This window comes from Aureliella helgolandensis (assembly GCF_007752135.1).
In the GTDB taxonomy this organism is placed as follows: domain Bacteria; phylum Planctomycetota; class Planctomycetia; order Pirellulales; family Pirellulaceae; genus Aureliella; species Aureliella helgolandensis.
This window is the reverse complement of sequence record NZ_CP036298.1, coordinates 5210589-5226288: the sequence shown is the minus strand read 5'-3', so window position 1 is coordinate 5226288 and position 15700 is coordinate 5210589. Positions and strand designations below refer to the sequence as shown.

The 15700-nt window shown below is 54.3% G+C and carries 14 protein-coding genes; 12 read left to right on the top strand and 2 right to left on the bottom strand.

Annotated features, from left to right (window positions below):
• Positions 1–17: 17 nt before the first annotated feature.
• Together Q31a_RS18210 and Q31a_RS18205 are read left to right on the top strand one after the other, a co-directional pair.
• A complete protein-coding gene (locus Q31a_RS18210; RefSeq protein WP_145081019.1) occupies positions 18–1106 on the top strand; it encodes a hypothetical protein in 1089 nt (362 codons plus the stop codon).
• 37 nt (positions 1107–1143) lie between these two features.
• Positions 1144–2820, top strand: coding sequence for an NAD(P)/FAD-dependent oxidoreductase (locus Q31a_RS18205; protein WP_145081016.1), 1677 nt, complete (start codon positions 1144–1146; stop codon positions 2818–2820).
• 187 nt (positions 2821–3007) lie between these two features.
• Here the strand turns inward: Q31a_RS18205 and Q31a_RS18200 are convergent, their stop codons facing one another.
• Complete coding sequence (locus tag Q31a_RS18200; protein WP_145081013.1) at positions 3008–4330, bottom strand: Gfo/Idh/MocA family protein; 1323 nt, start codon at positions 4328–4330, stop codon at positions 3008–3010.
• A 282-nt stretch (positions 4331–4612) separates the two neighbouring features.
• On the opposite strand from Q31a_RS18200, the gene eda reads away from it, so the two are divergent.
• Both eda and Q31a_RS18190 read left to right on the top strand, forming a co-directional pair.
• The gene (gene eda / locus Q31a_RS18195) at positions 4613–5290 is read left to right on the top strand and encodes a bifunctional 4-hydroxy-2-oxoglutarate aldolase/2-dehydro-3-deoxy-phosphogluconate aldolase (RefSeq protein ID WP_145081010.1); all 678 of its coding nucleotides are present in this window, start codon (positions 4613–4615) and stop codon (positions 5288–5290) included.
• Positions 5287–6375, top strand: coding sequence for a sugar kinase (locus tag Q31a_RS18190; protein ID WP_145081007.1), 1089 nt, complete (start codon positions 5287–5289; stop codon positions 6373–6375). The genes eda and Q31a_RS18190 overlap by 4 nt, the downstream gene beginning before the upstream one ends.
• A gap of 89 nt (positions 6376–6464) precedes the next feature.
• Here the strand turns inward: Q31a_RS18190 and Q31a_RS18185 are convergent, their stop codons facing one another.
• The gene (locus Q31a_RS18185) at positions 6465–7991 is read right to left on the bottom strand and encodes a sulfatase (RefSeq protein ID WP_145081004.1); all 1527 of its coding nucleotides are present in this window, start codon (positions 7989–7991) and stop codon (positions 6465–6467) included.
• Positions 7992–8490: 499 nt separating this feature from the next.
• Here Q31a_RS18185 and Q31a_RS18180 point away from each other — a divergent pair, with 499 nt between their 5' ends.
• The 8 genes from Q31a_RS18180 (at position 8491) to rplT (ending at position 15459) form a co-directional block, all read left to right on the top strand.
• Positions 8491–9057, top strand: coding sequence for an RNA polymerase sigma factor (locus Q31a_RS18180; RefSeq protein WP_145081001.1), 567 nt, complete (start codon positions 8491–8493; stop codon positions 9055–9057).
• Entirely contained in the window at positions 9050–9451 is a 402-nt protein-coding gene (locus tag Q31a_RS18175) for a hypothetical protein (RefSeq protein ID WP_145080998.1), read from the top strand. The genes Q31a_RS18180 and Q31a_RS18175 overlap by 8 nt, the downstream gene beginning before the upstream one ends.
• 631 nt (positions 9452–10082) lie before the next feature.
• Entirely contained in the window at positions 10083–11204 is a 1122-nt protein-coding gene (locus tag Q31a_RS18170; protein WP_145080995.1) for a GNAT family N-acetyltransferase, read from the top strand.
• Between the two features lie 10 nt (positions 11205–11214).
• Positions 11215–12465, top strand: a complete 1251-nt coding sequence (locus tag Q31a_RS18165) for a GNAT family N-acetyltransferase (RefSeq protein WP_145080992.1) — start codon at positions 11215–11217, stop codon at positions 12463–12465.
• A gap of 230 nt (positions 12466–12695) precedes the next feature.
• Entirely contained in the window at positions 12696–13589 is an 894-nt protein-coding gene (locus Q31a_RS18160; protein WP_145080989.1) for a cupin-like domain-containing protein, read from the top strand.
• A 310-nt stretch (positions 13590–13899) separates the two neighbouring features.
• The gene (locus Q31a_RS18155; RefSeq protein ID WP_145080987.1) at positions 13900–14547 is read left to right on the top strand and encodes a hypothetical protein; all 648 of its coding nucleotides are present in this window, start codon (positions 13900–13902) and stop codon (positions 14545–14547) included.
• Positions 14548–14660: 113 nt separating this feature from the next.
• Positions 14661–14864: a 50S ribosomal protein L35 gene (gene rpmI / locus Q31a_RS18150; RefSeq protein ID WP_145080984.1), complete on the top strand. Its 204-nt coding sequence runs from the start codon at positions 14661–14663 to the stop codon at positions 14862–14864.
• A 238-nt stretch (positions 14865–15102) separates the two neighbouring features.
• Positions 15103–15459 (top strand): 50S ribosomal protein L20, encoded by a 357-nt coding sequence (rplT, locus tag Q31a_RS18145; protein ID WP_145080981.1) that lies wholly within the window; start codon positions 15103–15105, stop codon positions 15457–15459.
• Positions 15460–15700: the final 241 nt, after the last annotated feature.

The window sequence follows — 15700 nt, the reverse complement described above, 5'->3', positions numbered from 1 at the left end:
GTAGCAGCTGGCGGATTATGTCCTGTTTTATCACGCAAACTGGTTCTTTCCTTCCGGGACCACCGGTCGCCAATCACGAGATTGAAACCTATTTGGGGAAGCTCAGGGATGAATCCCAGGTTAAGCAGCTTGTGTTGAGAATGAATGGCATCTTAGGACGCCATTATGCGCAGACCCCTCTGCAACAGGCGACCCATGATGTCTACGACTTAGCTCAGCTCGCTGCTAGCGACTGTCTGTTGAAGTGTGGTGAGCTTCCTGATCTCTCTTTTCTTGCTGCTGGTACGACATACGCCCCGTTTACTGGTCCTGGAATTGCATCGCGTTTGCATGACCGCCTGAGTCGTGCAAAGCTAGTCAATCAAGCTATCGAGATCAGCTCGCATGCCGGTATCTGCACTTCGGCTGCAGCAGCATTGGTCGGCGCCATTCGGGCGGTTGCAAGTGGTGAACATTCGATAGCGCTCAGCGTCGGGAGTGAGCACGCCTCGGAAATTCTCAAGAGCTCGGCAATTGAACTCATCGAAGATCGCCATGAATTTAGTGATGTTCGCAAAAGTCAGTGGTTCATGTCGATATTTCTGCGATTTATGTTGTCCGATGGTAGCGGAGCCTTTTTGCTGGAGAGTCGGCCGCGTGCCAACCAGCTTTCACTCCGCGTCGACTGGACCCATTCCCGCTCCTATGCCCATCGCTTGCCGGTGTGCATGCAGCTTGAAACCCGTTCGGCGCGACTGACGCAGGATGTGGCCATTCTCGCTCGGCACCTGGCCCCGGCGGGCCGAGAATTCCTGGCAGAATCGCTGCTGGCTCACCAGGAAACTCTTGATCACTACGATGTTATTTTGCCCCACCTCTCGTCCTTCTACTTTCGACGAAAGTTTGAGCAGATCTTGCAGGAGAATACTACTCCAACGGGAAGGCCGGTGGGGTACTGGACCAACTTGGGGGCGGTTGGCAATACCGGTGCAGCTAGCATCTACATCATGTTGGATCACTACCTCAAGACTCATGAGGTTTCACCTGGAACTCGCTTTCTGTTGTTTATTCCTGAGTCAGGGCAGTTTAATTTCGTGATGCTCAGCCTCACGGCGGTAGCTTCCTGAAGCTCACCGTTGTTTGCTACATTCCAATGAGGTCTGCATGCAAGTCACCAGACGGAAACGCTTGGCCATTATTGGTGCGGGCAGCAGTGGTCTCGTCAGTCTAAAAACTGCGATCGAGGTGCTACCGAACTGGGAAATCGTGTGCTTTGAAAAATCCAGTGGAGTGACTGGCTGTTGGGGGAACCCCTACCCCAACTTTGTCTCCACATCAACGAAGTATACGACTCAGTTTGCTTGCTTTCCGGTCGTTGATGCGAGCGTCCACCGCGATGGTGGCCAAAGTCGTTCAGAGTTCTTTTGCAATGACGAGTACGGCCAGTACTTAGAAGCCTTCGCAGCGCACTTCTCGCTATATTCTCGAATCCGTCTGGGCTGGCAGGTACGCAGCGTAAAACGCGTGCCAGGCCGGCCTGGTTGGGCTCTGCAATTGCAGCCTCCAGCAGGTCACGCGAGTGAGTCTCTAATCACGGAGGAATTTGACTCGGTGATACTCTGTACTGGCTTAGTGGCACAAGCCAAGGAGGTCGACAGTCAGGTCCCTTCCCTGCCAGTTGCAGCACTCCGAGAAAATTCAGCGGTCCCCATTCAAAATCAATGCTTGGTGGTGCTGGGGGGCGGAGAGTCTGCTGTGGATCTGGCGACACGTCTATCCCGTCCGAGGCTCCAGAACGATGTTTACCTGTCGGTCAATTCGGGGATTCGCGTCAGTCCACGCTATCATCCAATTCGAGGCGTCCCTTCTGACTTTCTGCGCAACCGGCTCATGCTATCGATCCATGTTGACATTCGAAACTGGATTGGGAAGTGGTTTGTTCGAGCTCGCATTCTATTTCAGGAACGCTTTGAACGCTGGTTTCCCGCAAGGGAAAATCCAACTGCAGCGGCGGGAAAGTCGGAGGTGGTCTCGCGAGACGATGAGTGGCGCGCGCGACGCAAAGCTTGGGATTATCGCTTGACGCGCGGTGCGAAAGCAGAGTTGTTCGATATGTTCCATAATAAAAGTGATGATTTTCTGGATGCCGTCGCGGACGGACATCTGAAAATTCTGGGCGCTCCCATAAATCGTAGCCATGATGAGTTCAAGTCGCTGGAATCCGAGGGAACCGTCAGAGTGGCGCCGGATTGGATCGTTCCTGCGATTGGCTACGCCTCTCGCTTGCAAGAACTGCTGGGCGGGGACATGCGGATCGAGGATTTCTATCTCGGGTGTTGTCATCCTCTACATCGTGATCTGTTTGCGATCGGATTTGCGCGTCCGATCATTGGCAATATTCCAACGATCAGCGAGATGCAGGCGCGGTATGTCTGCGGATTGATCGCGGGAGAGTACCAGCTTCCGGAAAACCTGCCCGCGTTGCAAGTTGCTGACTTGGAACGCAATCGACGGCGGTATGCGAAGCTGAATCTGTCGGCAATTTATCCGGTGGAAATGATCCCTTATTGCGATCGACTTGCTCGAGAAATGGGAGCTTACCCGACACTCAAGCAAGTGGGGTCCTGGTGGGGCTGGTGCCGAATTCAGTGGGCTCCCTCAACCACGATGCATTACTACTGCGACGCGCCCACGGTTCGCCAGCGGGTTATTAGCGAGAAGATTTACATGCCGGCGATATTGATTTTGTTGCTACTGCTACTCAAGCCCATTGATGCAGCGTACCGTTGCTTGAGATTCATGCGAGCTGGAGGCAAACGCCAGGAGGGCCCAGTGGGCTAGATTCTTGGCAAAAATCTTTGAACAATCGTCCGGTAGCTCAATCGTCGAAGGATGCCAGTTGTGGCAATGGAGTCATGGGAGCCAGCCAGCAGCACGCCCTGCTGGAATCGAGGGAGAGCAGTCGATGGTAAATCTGCGATGGTGGGCGTTAGCCTGGATCGCTGACTGTTGGAGCAGTCGGAATCGTTTAGGCCCAGAGGCGTGGCTGGCGAAATCGGAGGCGGTTAGCTTCGTCGTCGTCAATGAACGTTTCCGATTTCGGATCGATGGTCAGTGTCCGTTGAAGAATCCAAGCCAATGCGGCTGCATGGCAAGCGATGTGCGATCGTCGCATCACGGTGGGATTGCAAATGGTCTGCTGTCGGCTTTTCACGCAATCGAAGAAATTGCGAGCGTGGGCCGACACATCCAGGCCCCGAACGCGCGGGGACTGGGCGAGCTCGCGGTTTAGGGCAGCGGAGCTGGCCACGATTTCTCCTTCATCCCCCGTTTCGACGGAGCCCTCGTCTCCCACAAAGCGAACTGGGCAGGTACCCAATCTTGTGATCCATCGAGGGCTGCGGTCTCCGAAGGGATCGGGAAGGAAGTCGATGACCAATTTGACTCCATTCTCATAAGTGCAAACGATATTTTCGTCTGACGGCTCATAGGTCACCGGCAAGGTATCGTCCGCTTGATTCGCCCACTGGCAGAGGTCGAGCGTGTGAGCGCCCCAATCGAGCAAGCGGGCGCCGCTGTCAAAATCGTATTGTCCACGCCATCCGCCGCTCACGTATTTTTGGTTGTACGGGCGCCACGGGGCTGGCCCCAACCACATGTTCCAATCGCAAATTGCTTTCGGAGGCGTGGGTTCAGCCGGCAACCACTCGTTTCCGAGAGTGGGAATGTAAACTGTGGCATACAGCGACTCGATCTTTCCGAGTCGCCCCTCTTGTGCCAGAGAGACCGCTGTCTGAAAATTGGGGACACTGCGACGTTGTGTTCCCGCCTGGAAGATTCTTCCCGTACTGGCGAAGATCTGCGAGATGTTCTGACAATCTCCGATGGTTATCCCACACGGTTTCTCGCTGTAAACGTCCTTGCCCGCCTGGGCAGCCAAAATGGAAGCAGCCGCGTGCCAGCGGTCGCCAGTGGCGATGAGCACCGCATCGATATCATCTCGCGCTAGCAGTTCTCGAAAATCGGTGTAGAGCCGACAATCTGTGGTGCCGTAAAAGTCATCAACGAGCTGTTTCCCCGCCTCCCGACGCGAGGCTTGCACGTCGGATATCGCCACACACTGCACGTCCTTCAGCTGCAAAATAGATTTCATGTCATAGGTGCATCTGGGGCCCATTCCAATCACACCCAGAGTAATTTTCTCAGAAGGAGCGACATTTTCTCCAGCTCCCATAGCCTTTGCGGAAACGAAGTAGGGAATCGCAAGACTTGTCGCAATTGCGGCGGTGGAAAGAAAGTCTCGGCGGGATGGAGTCTCTTTGCGCTGACTTCGATCAATGGTTGATTGCATCGTCCCACCTGGAAATGGAAAGGGGAATAGTTGGTATACTTTTCACAGGAAGACTATACCTCGTTTCGACTGCGAAATCTACCAAATCGTATCGCGAGAATCGCTCCCTGCGCCCGACTCTGCAAGCGACCCACTTTTTTGAATTCCGGGGCGACATGGCTCCCGCCTTGACCTGATTGGGAATCGGAAATTGAATAGAGCAACCTTAACGTAAGCACTGGACAGGCGCGCGGCGCCACAGAAGGTCCCTCCTCACATCCCCTCTTGCCCCCCCTCAAGCCCATGCAATTGCGATCTCAGTTTCCCCTCAAGCTTTTTGAGCAAATCCAAAGTTGTGGCATTATTGCGGTGCTGGTGATCGACGAAGTCCGTCACGCAGTGCCGTTAGCGAAAGCCTTGCTCGATGGTGGCATTAATGTCATGGAGTTGACGCTGCGGACTCCCGTCGCCCTTGAGGCATTGCAGGCGATTCGGCGGGAGGTGCCAGAAATGGTCGCTGGAATTGGCACGATCCTCACACCCGCTCAGGTTGACCAGGTGGCCCAAGTCGGCGCGGCCTTTGGTGTCGCTCCTGGACTGAATCGCCGAGTTATGCAGCAATCACAGGCACTCGATTTGCCTTTTGCGCCAGGTATTGCAACTCCATCGGAAGTCGAAGCTGCAGTCGAGCTCGGTTGTCGCGATTTGAAATTTTTTCCAGCCGAGCCGACCGGTGGCGTGGCTTACCTTTCTAGCTTGAATGCTCCCTACGCGCACCTCGGACTGCGCTATATTCCCTTGGGCGGCCTTAATTTCGAGAATTTCATAAGTTACTTGTCGCTTCCCTTCGTCCCAGCGGTTGGTGGTTCCTGGATCGCGCCTCGCAAGGCAATTCAAGACGAGCAGTGGGAGGTGATCACTTCGAATGCGACCGAAAGTAGGCGGCTGATCGATGCACAGAATTTTGGAGATGCAACATGAGTTCAATTGTTACTTTTGGTGAGATCATGGCTCGCTTGGCATCACCAGGCCATTTGCGACTGCGACAAGCCCGTAATTTCGAAGTGACCTATGCGGGCGCTGAGGCCAGTGTAGCAGCATCGATTTGTAATTTTGGAGGCAAGGCCCGGTATGTTACTGCTTTACCCAAGCATGCTTTAGCCGATGCAACCCTGGATACTCTGCGCGCCGTTGGTATCGATACTGAGTTTATCTTGCGAACGGATCAAGGGCGGCTGGGACTTTACTTCTTAGAAACGGGGGCAAATCAACGGCCGAGCAATGTGATTTATGATCGCGCGGATTCGGCCATTTCCTTGACCCCATCCGATCAATACGATTGGGAGGGCATTTTCGCCGATGCGCAGTGGCTGCATCTTAGCGGCATCACACCCGCCCTGTCGAAAAATGCGGCTGACGCTACCTTGACTGCCGCCCGGAAGGCCCAAGAGGCAGGATTGAAAGTATCGATCGATTTGAATTTCCGTGGGAAATTGTGGAAATGGGATACCACTCAGTCGAGCCGTGAGTTGGCCCAGAAGGTCATGCGAACCATTCTGCCCTCGATAGATGTTGTGATTGCCAATGAGGAGGATTGCCACGATGTCCTCGGAATCCAAGCTGGCAAAACTGACGTGCATGCTGGGGCACTTGATACGTCCCGTTATCCCGAGGTAGCGCGTCAGGTCGTGGCTCAGTTTCCGAACGTGAGAAAAGTCGCCATCACGCTACGTGAGAGTCACTCGGCCTCCCACAATAATTGGGGCGCGATGCTCTACGATGCCTCTGACGACAAAGCTAGTTTTGCTCCGCTGGACGCGAATGGCGACTATCGCAGTTACGAGATCAAGAACATTGTGGATCGGGTCGGCGGCGGAGATGCCTTTGCCGGTGGCCTGATCTACGCGCTCACTTCGCAGGATCTAAAAGATCCGCAAACCGCATTGGACTACGCGGTTGCCGCATCTTGTCTCAAGCATTCGATTTCTGGGGATTGCAACTACTCGACTCGGTCTGAAGTGGAAGCGTTGATGCGCGGCGCCGCTTCGGGGCGAGTTGTCCGATAGTTGTACCCCTTGAGTCGAGCCGAAAGTCTTTGTCACGGGGCGAAGACTCGACTTCATGAGATGCGTCATCCTTGGCTACTTATCGGTGCCTACTTCGATGGGGCTTTTCGACCGGATCGGAGTACCGCTTCAGGGTATTTCGCCAGCTTGGCGCGCAGTTCACGCACAACTTCGGGCAACTCATTGGCCACGTTTTGAGTTTCGATCGGGGAGTCCGAATAGTCGTAGAGTTCAATTTCTGCAGTCTCTGGCGCCGCACCTGGCCGCTTCCACTCCACCATGCGGTAGCGGTCGGTCCGTATGGCACGCCCCATTTTGCCTTTGGGATAGGCATGAAAAGCGTGGTCCCGCAGACGGATTTCGGCATTTTTAAGGACGGGAACTAGGGAAATGCCGTCGATCGGTTGGGGGCCGGCGGGGGGAGGTAGATTCGCTAGTTCTGCCAACGTCGGGAAAATATCGACACTTTCAGCCAATTGCTGGGTAGCGGTTCCGGCTTGGGTTACACCGGGCGCGACGATAAGAATTGGGATGCGATTCGCTTGTTCGTAATTGGTATGTTTCGTCCAAATGCTGAGATCGCCTAGGTGGAAGCCGTGATCTCCCCAGAGAACGATGATTGTATTCTCCGCCAGGCCCAGTGCGACGAGCTCATCGGTAACTTTGCCAATTTGGGCGTCGACGAAACTTGTGCTGGCATAGTATCCGTGAATCAACTGGCGTTTTAATTCGGGGCTAATTTCTCCCTGAGGAGGCACTGGTTTGTAGGCTAGGATTTCTCCGCCTTGCTTGTGCGCCACCTTGGGAGAATCGTGCGGGAATGCTTCGAGTAAGGGCATGGGAAGCGCATCGGCATCATAGAGATCCCAATACTTTTTGGGCGCACTGAACGGCAGGTGGGGACGCACGAAACCAGTGGCAATGAAGAAGGGAGTTCCATCTTGTTCAAGCCGCGCTTTGGCCGAGCGCAAGCGACGGATGGTCTCTTCCGCAACACGGCCATCTGCGTAGTCGGTATCTTCGGCAACCGGCGATTCAAAAGCCGCCCCGCGCGGTAGCGATGGAATTCGGTTTAAGCTTTGATTGGTGAAGAGGGCCTCTTCGCGAGTTAGCAGACCGCCATCCGTACTCTCTGGAGTCAAGTACTCAATGATTTTATCTGAGCTGTGGGGGATGCTGAACGAGCTCGGATCGCCCTCATTGCCATGTCCGATGTGAAAGACTTTGCCGAGTGATTCAGTTCGATATCCGTTCTGAGCGAAGTGCTGTGGCAAGGTGACTGCATCGGGAACTAACTCACGCAATTGGCTCCCCAGGCCATATAAACCAGTTGACGTCGAATGGGAGCCAAGCATCAAGGTAAAACGCGAGGGGGCGCAGACCGCTTGATTGCAGTAGGCCCTATCAAACCGCATGCCTCGCGCTGCCAGCGCATCGAGGTGAGGTGTCTGAGCACAAGGGTCGCCGTAGCAACCCAGCGCTGGCTTGAGATCGTCCACTAAAACTAGTAGGACATTCGGCCGTTGGGCCGCGTGGCAGATTGGCTGCCAGCCCTGGACGACACCCAGCAGACAGATTAGCGGCAGCGTCAATATTCGGCGGATGTTTAAAGCCATGCACTCTCTCCAAATTAGGATTACACGTGAGGCAGCATTATAGGCTGGTTCTCAAAATCAGGGGGTGGTGTCACGAGCTAGTGCCGCTTGTCCTAAAAAGTTTGGCCGTGCGCGCGGATACCGTGCGCGCGGATGACGAACGGAAAAATTTTAGCGGGAGGCGGCGGCTCGGACCAAGGACTTACGATCTTGCACAGTGGTGTACGTCCTCCCCTGAGTACGCCAAGGTGATTCGATTACGGCGGAATATGCGACTATGAAGCTTGTCTTCTGATACGCGGAGAGTGGCAAGTCTTTCTGGACGGGCCGAGCAAAAGCCTTTTTCATGAAAATACTTAGACAAACTGCGTCCGTTCGCGCATCTTGTAATTTGCAGTGCATAGGCTTGCCTCCGCGCACGGCAACATCTCCAAGCGTTACAATTCAAGCGTCCTAGTGTAAAGCACTCTACCCTAGCTAGTATCGCAATGGATCTGGGTAGGCCTCGTGGTATCCTCCTATGCAAATCGCTGACAATTTCGCGCAACAGCTGGAGCAATGTTTAGAGGGCATTGCCCTTGATGGGCCGGCGGCGCTGGCCGGACTGTTTGATCTAACGTCGCATCGGCTACACCGCTTTTCCGTCACGATCACCCGCAATCAACACGACGCGGAGGATGCGGTGCAAGCTGCGTTGCTACGCGTCGCCACGGCTCCACAGATCCTGCGAGCCGCGGAGCGCCCCTGGTCCTACTTGCTGCGCATGGTTCGCAACGAGTCTCTGTTGATCCTGCGTAAAAAGAAACGCCTGTTCACAATCTCTAATCTGCTCGATCTGGTGACCCGACGGATGGTGGACGAGGTGGAACTCGAAGAGACGCATCGTGCCGTCTGGACCGCGCTTCGGCAGCTTCCGCTGGAACAGAGTGAAGTGGTTGTCTTGAAAATTTGGGAGACCATGACCTTTGCTCAAATCGGAGAGGTGTTGGAAGTGAATGCATCGACCGCGGCCAGCCGGTATCGTTATGCGATGCAAAAGTTAACGTTACTGCTGAATGACAGTTGCACGGGAGTTACTCATGAATAGTGCTTCTGAAGAATATGAAGATTCGACGGTTGGCTGGGCAATGCTCGAACAGCAGATTTGGGATGCGCGCGATTTTGTAACGCCAGCGGAGGACTTGCGACCTCGAGTTTTGGAAGAAGCTCGTGAGCAGCATGCTCAGGCTCAGGGGCTGAGGCGTTTGAGTCGATTTGCAATTGCGTGCGTTATCGTTTGGTTCGCTTGTTTGCCGGTGGGGAATTTCCTAAGTGCAGTGCAGCCCTGGCTGGTAGCACCAGCTTCGGGGGAACTCGCCAAAACCGCTCTCGAGCTTGATGCCATTCATGGATATGGCCCCGATTGGGGACTCGTCGATGCGGTTCGGCAATCTCGAAGCTTTTCGCTGCCGTCTCAAGCCACGGCGAGTTTCGGACGGTAGGGGGATCTCTGCTGGACGTTCGAGAAATTTGTGCCTGCGTGCCGTGGTGGACTGAGAGCACGAGCCGACTTGGCATTGCGACCTGTTTTCGGGACAGTTGAAGTCTCCAATCGCTTTAGTTCTCTTCCCTGCGTATTAGCTTCCCAGCGAACTCGTTTTCCTGCGCTTTATTCCTCCTGGGAGAGCTTGTCGTGCATTGGACTCGCCAGTGAGGCTTCTTCCGCCTGCCTACCGACCTCATCAGGTTGGCACTCTTTAATACAAGCTGGTGTTCAGCGATCGACGTTTAGCGAGCCGTAGGGGGGCGCAGGCGTTGGTAGACGGCTTCAAAATTAAAGTGCCTAATCGATTCAATCGTTAAATTCGCGTTTGGCGCTGTCGCTTGCGAGCCGTGCGTTCAAATTGTTCGCCCTCAGTCTGCCTATCTGACACGCGTAGCATAGGGTTCAGAGTGCTCGTAAACAGCGAAGTACAACCCTCGCGTCACGCCGCCAATGCGGTCGATGCCTGTTCACCTCTCGTCGCTATCCCCGGCATATCAATCGAGGTGGACAACGACTCCGATCGCTCATCCGCCGGTCATGGTCTGGCTAGAGAAACTCTAAAACTTTGTCACTAAGCTCGGAATTGCATGAAGATTTTGCTGATTGATTCACTGGATGAATGGGAGTTGTGGCGCCGTGATTGGCAGTCGCTAACCGAGCACAATGTAATGCTGAGCTACGAATGGTTGCGCGCTTGGTGGGCACACTTCGGAGTCGGCCACGGACTCCATATCCTAGCGGTGATCGACGAAGACCGGTTAGTTGGGTTTGCACCCTGGTATCAACATGCTACGCCTCTGGGTAATCAACTTCGCTACCTTGGATCTGGTCGAGTCTGCAGCGATTATGTGACCGCCGTTGCAACGCCGCACTTGCAGGCTGAGGTCTTCGTTGCATTGCTAGCGGCGACTCGAGAAGCGATCGAGCAAGGGCAATTTGGCAAAGAGCATATGGGGTTTCAGCTGGAAGGGGCGGCTGCCGACGATGAATGGTTGCAGCAGCTGACTCTGGCTACGGAGCGTCAAAGGTATTCGCAGCAGACTCAGGAGTTGGAGAGTTCATGGAGGATTGAGTTGCCCGAGTGTTGGGAAGCGTTTTGTAAACAGAACTTAGCGAAAAGTACGTTACGTAAAGCCAAGAAGGCGAAGGCGCGCATTGCCTCCGGTGAACTTTGTTTCCGCCAACTCAATCGAGTGGGGGATCTGCAGGAGGGACTCGATGCGCTCATTCGTTTGCATCAGGCCAGACGCTCGAGTCTGGGAGATGAAGGTTGCTTTGCAGACCCACGCTTCGAGCCCTTTTTGAAGCAAGCCGTTGAGGGGCTGCTAAGCCAACAAGCAGCGCGATTCGTAGTGTGTGAAGTCGAAGATCAGATCATTGGAGTTCAATTGCAGTTCGTCAGTGGCTCGTCGATTCAGATGTACCAGAGCGGAGTAGACCCGGCCTTTATGCGTCTGGAACCAGGTCATGCGCTGGTCTACTACTCGGTAGAAAATGCAATTGAAGAGGGGCGGTCTTACTACGACTTCCTGCGCGGCGACGAGCCCTACAAAGCCCATTGGGGAGCTCAGCCCATCTCCCTTGTACGACGGAAACTCATTGCTCCCAATTGGAGGGCCCAGACCGTGGCGCTGGTCGAGCGCAAGCTGCACTGGCTAAAAGATCATTCCAAGAAACTGTTCCAACCCGCATCCTCAAACGCAGAGTAGGTAGAGCGTCATGCAATTCGCTCCCGATGGACTTTCGCACCCTTACGCAACCACTTTTGTTGCGCGGCACTTGGCAGACGCTCCGCCCAAAACGGCCAGTAAGAATTGGCATGATCTCCCTTCAGAGGAGTTGCAGTGCGAATGGGTCGACGATCTATCGCAACTGCGTCAGCTGGTTCCTCTTTGGAAACGCTTGGCGGAGTGTTGCTTGTGCCCAAATGTGTTCTACGAACCGCAGTTGCTTCTGCCTGCTTGGGAGCATCTTCGCACCGGTAAAGTGCGAATCGCAGTAGTTCGCAGTATTCAACGCGCTTCGACGACAGAGGAGCCCGTATTATGTGGGTTGTTTCCACTTGAAATTAACTCCGTTGGTCTGGGGCTGCCGTTTCGTTCGGCAAAACTGTGGCAACACGTTCACTGCTTTTTGAACACCCCCTTGGTGCGCAGTGATGTCGCGAATAGTACGATCGAAGCTTTGCTCCAATTCCTGAGCAGCGATGAGGAACGTATTCAACTCTTGCATTTGAACAATGTTTCAGCGGAAGGCCCGTTTCAAGATGCACTGATTGACCTATTGCAGTCGGAAAAATGGAAGTACCAAGTAAAGCAAGTCACCCGACGCGCACTCTTTGTTCGGCGGAGTGAAACCGACCAATTCTTCAGTGAATGGCCTCGCAAACGCCGCCACGAAATCAACCGGCTCGAACGCCGATTGGCCGAGCAGGGCAACTTGGAAGTTGAAGAGTTTCACGTCGGTGACGACCCACTAGCCTGGGCAGAGAAATTCATTGAATTCGAATCGCTCGGGTGGAAAGGGAATGTGGGGACTTCGATATCAGCTTCTCCTCAACAGTCTGCCTTTCTGCGCAGTGCTGCCAGTGAGTTAGCAAGCGAAAATCGGCTGATGGGACTTACGCTGAGTTTTAACGGTGAACCGATTGCGATGAAACTCAACTTTTTAACGCATGATGGCGGATTTGCATTCAAAATTGCATTCCATCCCGATTGGGCCAAGCATTCTCCGGGCACCATCATGGAAAAACTCAATGTCGTCAAACTGCATGAGCACCCGCGATTGAGATGGATGGATTCCTGCGCCGCCCCCAATCATCCCATGATCGATGCGCTTTGGCCCGAACGCCGAACACTGCAGTCGCTGACCATTGCGATGCATCGGCCCTTTGCACAGTCTGCGTTGGCAATGCTGCCTTTGGCCAAGTACGCGCGAGACACAATACGTGGACTCTGGCAGCGTGCCTGATGCTCAAGTGTCGGGAATTGCTGAGTGGTCTATATGGACCGCAACTGGAGTGTTCTACGCAATCTGCCGTCGCTGTGCGGCGGAGAGCGTAGCCAAACGATGGTCACGTTTTTCAAGAAACGGCTGCGCGCCAATTCGAGTTCGAAGTCGAGGCCGAGATAGCGGTTCGTCCCATTGGTTCCAACCCCAACATTACTTCAAGTCTTCCTTTTACTCGGAGCACTTCTACCATGACTCAAGTTGCTACTACCGTCGCAAAGACAGTTCAGCCAGATGCCTACCTCAAGAGTTTGGATGCGCGTGAGTTCACCGCTAAGTTCAATCGTCAACCATTCACGATTGGGCACCAATTGGTCGACCATCCCCTATTCGACTTGCAGAGGTTAGTGGAGCTGTCGCAGTTTCTTCCACCCAACAGTGTGGAATACAATTCTGGAGATCTGCCCGTCACTCAAGATCCGGATTTAACACCTCGCAATGGTCTGGCCATTGACGAAACGATCCGCCGCATTGAAGAATGCCAGTCTTGGATGGTGCTCAAGAATGTGGAACAAGATCCTGAGTTTCGCGATATCCTCTACGATTGCCTCGATGAGATTCGTGAAATTGTGGAGCCCATAGCGCCGGGCATGCGCGTCCGCGAAGGCTTCATTTTTGTTTCCTCTGCTGGCTCGGTAACTCCATTCCACATTGACCCCGAGAACAATTTTCTCCTTCAAATTCGAGGTCACAAGCAGGTCCAACTGTTCGATGTGGAAGATCGCTCGGTAATGAGCGAAGAGCAACTGGAAAAATTCTTTACAGGCGCACATCGAAACATTCCGTTCTTGCCGGAATACGAAGCCAAGGGGCACTGGTTTGAGTTGCAACCAGGTGAGGGGCTGCACTTCCCGGTCGCTGCTCCTCACTGGGTGAAAAACGGATCGCAGGTTTCGATTTCGTTTAGCATTACTTTCCAGACCGACAGCTCCCAGCGCCGGCAATCCCTCCACCGCTGGAACAACGGTATGCGGCGAATGGGAATTCCCCCCAGTCCAGTAGGTGCACGGCCTTGGAGCGATGAGGTTAAGTATGCCGGCATCCGCGGCTGTCGAGTCGCTAAACGCATTCTGGGTAAGAAGTAAGTCGCACTCTGCGCGGCGGTTCACCGGCACCGCCTCAAGCGGCCTGCGAGTTAGAGGCGGTGCCTTGCCGCAATGCCGAAAGGTGCTATCCATGCATCGTCATCCGTGAATGGCCTCTACGGTGCAGTTTCGGCCGTGAACTACTTCGTTTGGGGAGTTCTAAGTCTGAACTTGTGTTCTGCGAGTCAGTTGGGTATTGAGATGGAATACTGCATGGCGTGTTCCCCCTGAGGCCATCGCATGCAGTGTCCCCATGTCCTCCCCATGTCCTTGGCAAGCACGAACCTACCTAATAATGCAGGGTGTCTCTATGTTCAAACCAATTCTCGTCGCAGCACTTCTGACGGCTCTTTCTGGCGGTGTGGCCTTGGCCCAGTCGCCCACATCCTCTGCAATTCCCGCTGCGGAGGGGGGGAAGCATCATTTGGCGTTTCGCATGCAGAATTGGAAAACGGTGCATATGCACGATGCAGAGCAGGCAAAGCAACACGTGGAAACGCTGAAAGCGTTGGGTTGTGAAGTAAAAACCGCTCAGCATGACGGTCACATTGACGTCCAGGCACGCACGACGATCTGGAAACTACTGGCCCTCGACAGCCAGGGGCAGGTTGAGCAGTGGCAGGCTTGGTTCGCGCAGGCGGGGTTTGACTCGCTACATGGTCATCCGCCGCTAGAAAATCCGGCTCCAGTCGCTGGCCAAGCTCACGCAGAAGTCGTGCAATACCGATCAATAGACTGGAAGGTGGCCCACTTGCCCAACGTCCAAGACTCCTCGCAACGCACCATTCTGTACCGTGCGTTGGGCTGCGAGACGAAATCCGACCAGCATTCGGGGCATTTTGATGTGTCGGCCCGCTGTCCGGATTGGATGGAAATCGAGCTTCCCAACCACCAAGCGGCGCATGCTTGGCAAGATTTTCTCAACAAAGCTGGTTTTGAAACCAAGCATAATCACTAGCGCTTTGTGAGTTGAGGGCGGCAAAAGCCCTTGTTGGGATGATTTTTCGCGGATACACTACTCGATCCGAATGCGGATTAGCTGGCATTGGATCGTACTATGGAGAAATTTAGATGCCAAAAATGAAGACACACAAGGCGACGAAGAAACGCGTTCGCCTGACCGCAAGTGGAAAAGTCAAGCATCGCGGTGCTGGAACGAGCCACTTGGCGGTACGCATGAGCTCGAAGCGTCGTCGGAATTTGCGTGGGACTCGCGTCCTGGCAGAGCCACCGACACGGGCGATTCAAGATTGTCTGCGTGGAAACAGTTACTAGAGAAGTGATTGCGCACTGAGTTTGCGACCTGGCAAATAGTTCGCGGAGCGGGATTGACCCCTTCGTTTGGGTTGCGAGTTTGGTGTGCGGAAGAGGCGGGTTTTGTTCCAATTATCTGGGTTCAACTCTTGACCGCGCGGGCACCCCGCTCCGCACATACTGTGAACATTGGAGCATTCTGAGGAATGCTCTCACAGCGGCAAGGACCTGAGGTAAGTGAAGTTTTTAAGGTGTTCTGATGAGAACCAGAAAAGGTGCAGCACGGCGGCAGGCCAACAAGCGAGTGCTGAAGCGTGCGAGTGGATATGTTGGTGGACGTCGCAAGCTGTTGCGCACGGCAAAGGAAACGTTGGCTAGAGCGGGTGCGTTCGCCTATCGTGACCGTCGCGTCAAGAAGCGAGAGTTTCGACGTTTGTGGATTGTCCGTCTGAGTGCGGCCTGCGAGCAGCAGGGCCTGCGATACAGTCAGTTTATTCACGGCTTGCACAAAGCCAATATCGGCTTGGACCGCAAGCAATTGTCGGAAATGGCCATTCATGATCCTGCGGGCTTCCAGGCCGTTGTGGAACAAGTCAAAGCCGCTTTGGCTGCTTAGTACGGCGAGTGGCATAGTGCTGCGGCATGGCACGCTTGTTGAGCGATTGTCGTGGTGCAGTACGGCGAGGACATAGGAAAGCGGCGTTAGGGGATTCCCTTCGCCGCTTTTTTTGTTTGAGCCCGCAATGATATTGCTACTGGGGCCTGCTGCTGACCGACTGGCACCTCCCGCCGGCCTTGCACGGCAAGACGGTGGTATTGAGTCGTCGATTTCCCGAGTGCTTGCAGCCTCGATTTAA

What these genes read in the sequence shown, in the direction of transcription:
- Q31a_RS18175 (WP_145080998.1), top strand. Translation starts at nt 9,050, where the DNA reads ATGAATAGTGCTTCTGAAGAATATGAAGATTCGACGGTTGGCTGGGCA.
- eda (WP_145081010.1), top strand. Translation starts at nt 4,613, where the DNA reads ATGCAATTGCGATCTCAGTTTCCCCTCAAGCTTTTTGAGCAAATCCAA.
- Q31a_RS18170 (WP_145080995.1), top strand. Translation starts at nt 10,083, where the DNA reads ATGAAGATTTTGCTGATTGATTCACTGGATGAATGGGAGTTGTGGCGC.
- rplT (WP_145080981.1), top strand. Translation starts at nt 15,103, where the DNA reads ATGAGAACCAGAAAAGGTGCAGCACGGCGGCAGGCCAACAAGCGAGTG.
- rpmI (WP_145080984.1), top strand. Translation starts at nt 14,661, where the DNA reads ATGCCAAAAATGAAGACACACAAGGCGACGAAGAAACGCGTTCGCCTG.
- Q31a_RS18160 (WP_145080989.1), top strand. Translation starts at nt 12,696, where the DNA reads ATGACTCAAGTTGCTACTACCGTCGCAAAGACAGTTCAGCCAGATGCC.
- Q31a_RS18200 (WP_145081013.1), bottom strand. Translation starts at nt 4,330, where the DNA reads ATGCAATCAACCATTGATCGAAGTCAGCGCAAAGAGACTCCATCCCGC.
- Q31a_RS18190 (WP_145081007.1), top strand. Translation starts at nt 5,287, where the DNA reads ATGAGTTCAATTGTTACTTTTGGTGAGATCATGGCTCGCTTGGCATCA.
- Q31a_RS18210 (WP_145081019.1), top strand. Translation starts at nt 18, where the DNA reads ATGTCCTGTTTTATCACGCAAACTGGTTCTTTCCTTCCGGGACCACCG.
- Q31a_RS18205 (WP_145081016.1), top strand. Translation starts at nt 1,144, where the DNA reads ATGCAAGTCACCAGACGGAAACGCTTGGCCATTATTGGTGCGGGCAGC.
- Q31a_RS18180 (WP_145081001.1), top strand. Translation starts at nt 8,491, where the DNA reads ATGCAAATCGCTGACAATTTCGCGCAACAGCTGGAGCAATGTTTAGAG.
- Q31a_RS18165 (WP_145080992.1), top strand. Translation starts at nt 11,215, where the DNA reads ATGCAATTCGCTCCCGATGGACTTTCGCACCCTTACGCAACCACTTTT.
- Q31a_RS18185 (WP_145081004.1), bottom strand. Translation starts at nt 7,991, where the DNA reads ATGGCTTTAAACATCCGCCGAATATTGACGCTGCCGCTAATCTGTCTG.
- Q31a_RS18155 (WP_145080987.1), top strand. Translation starts at nt 13,900, where the DNA reads ATGTTCAAACCAATTCTCGTCGCAGCACTTCTGACGGCTCTTTCTGGC.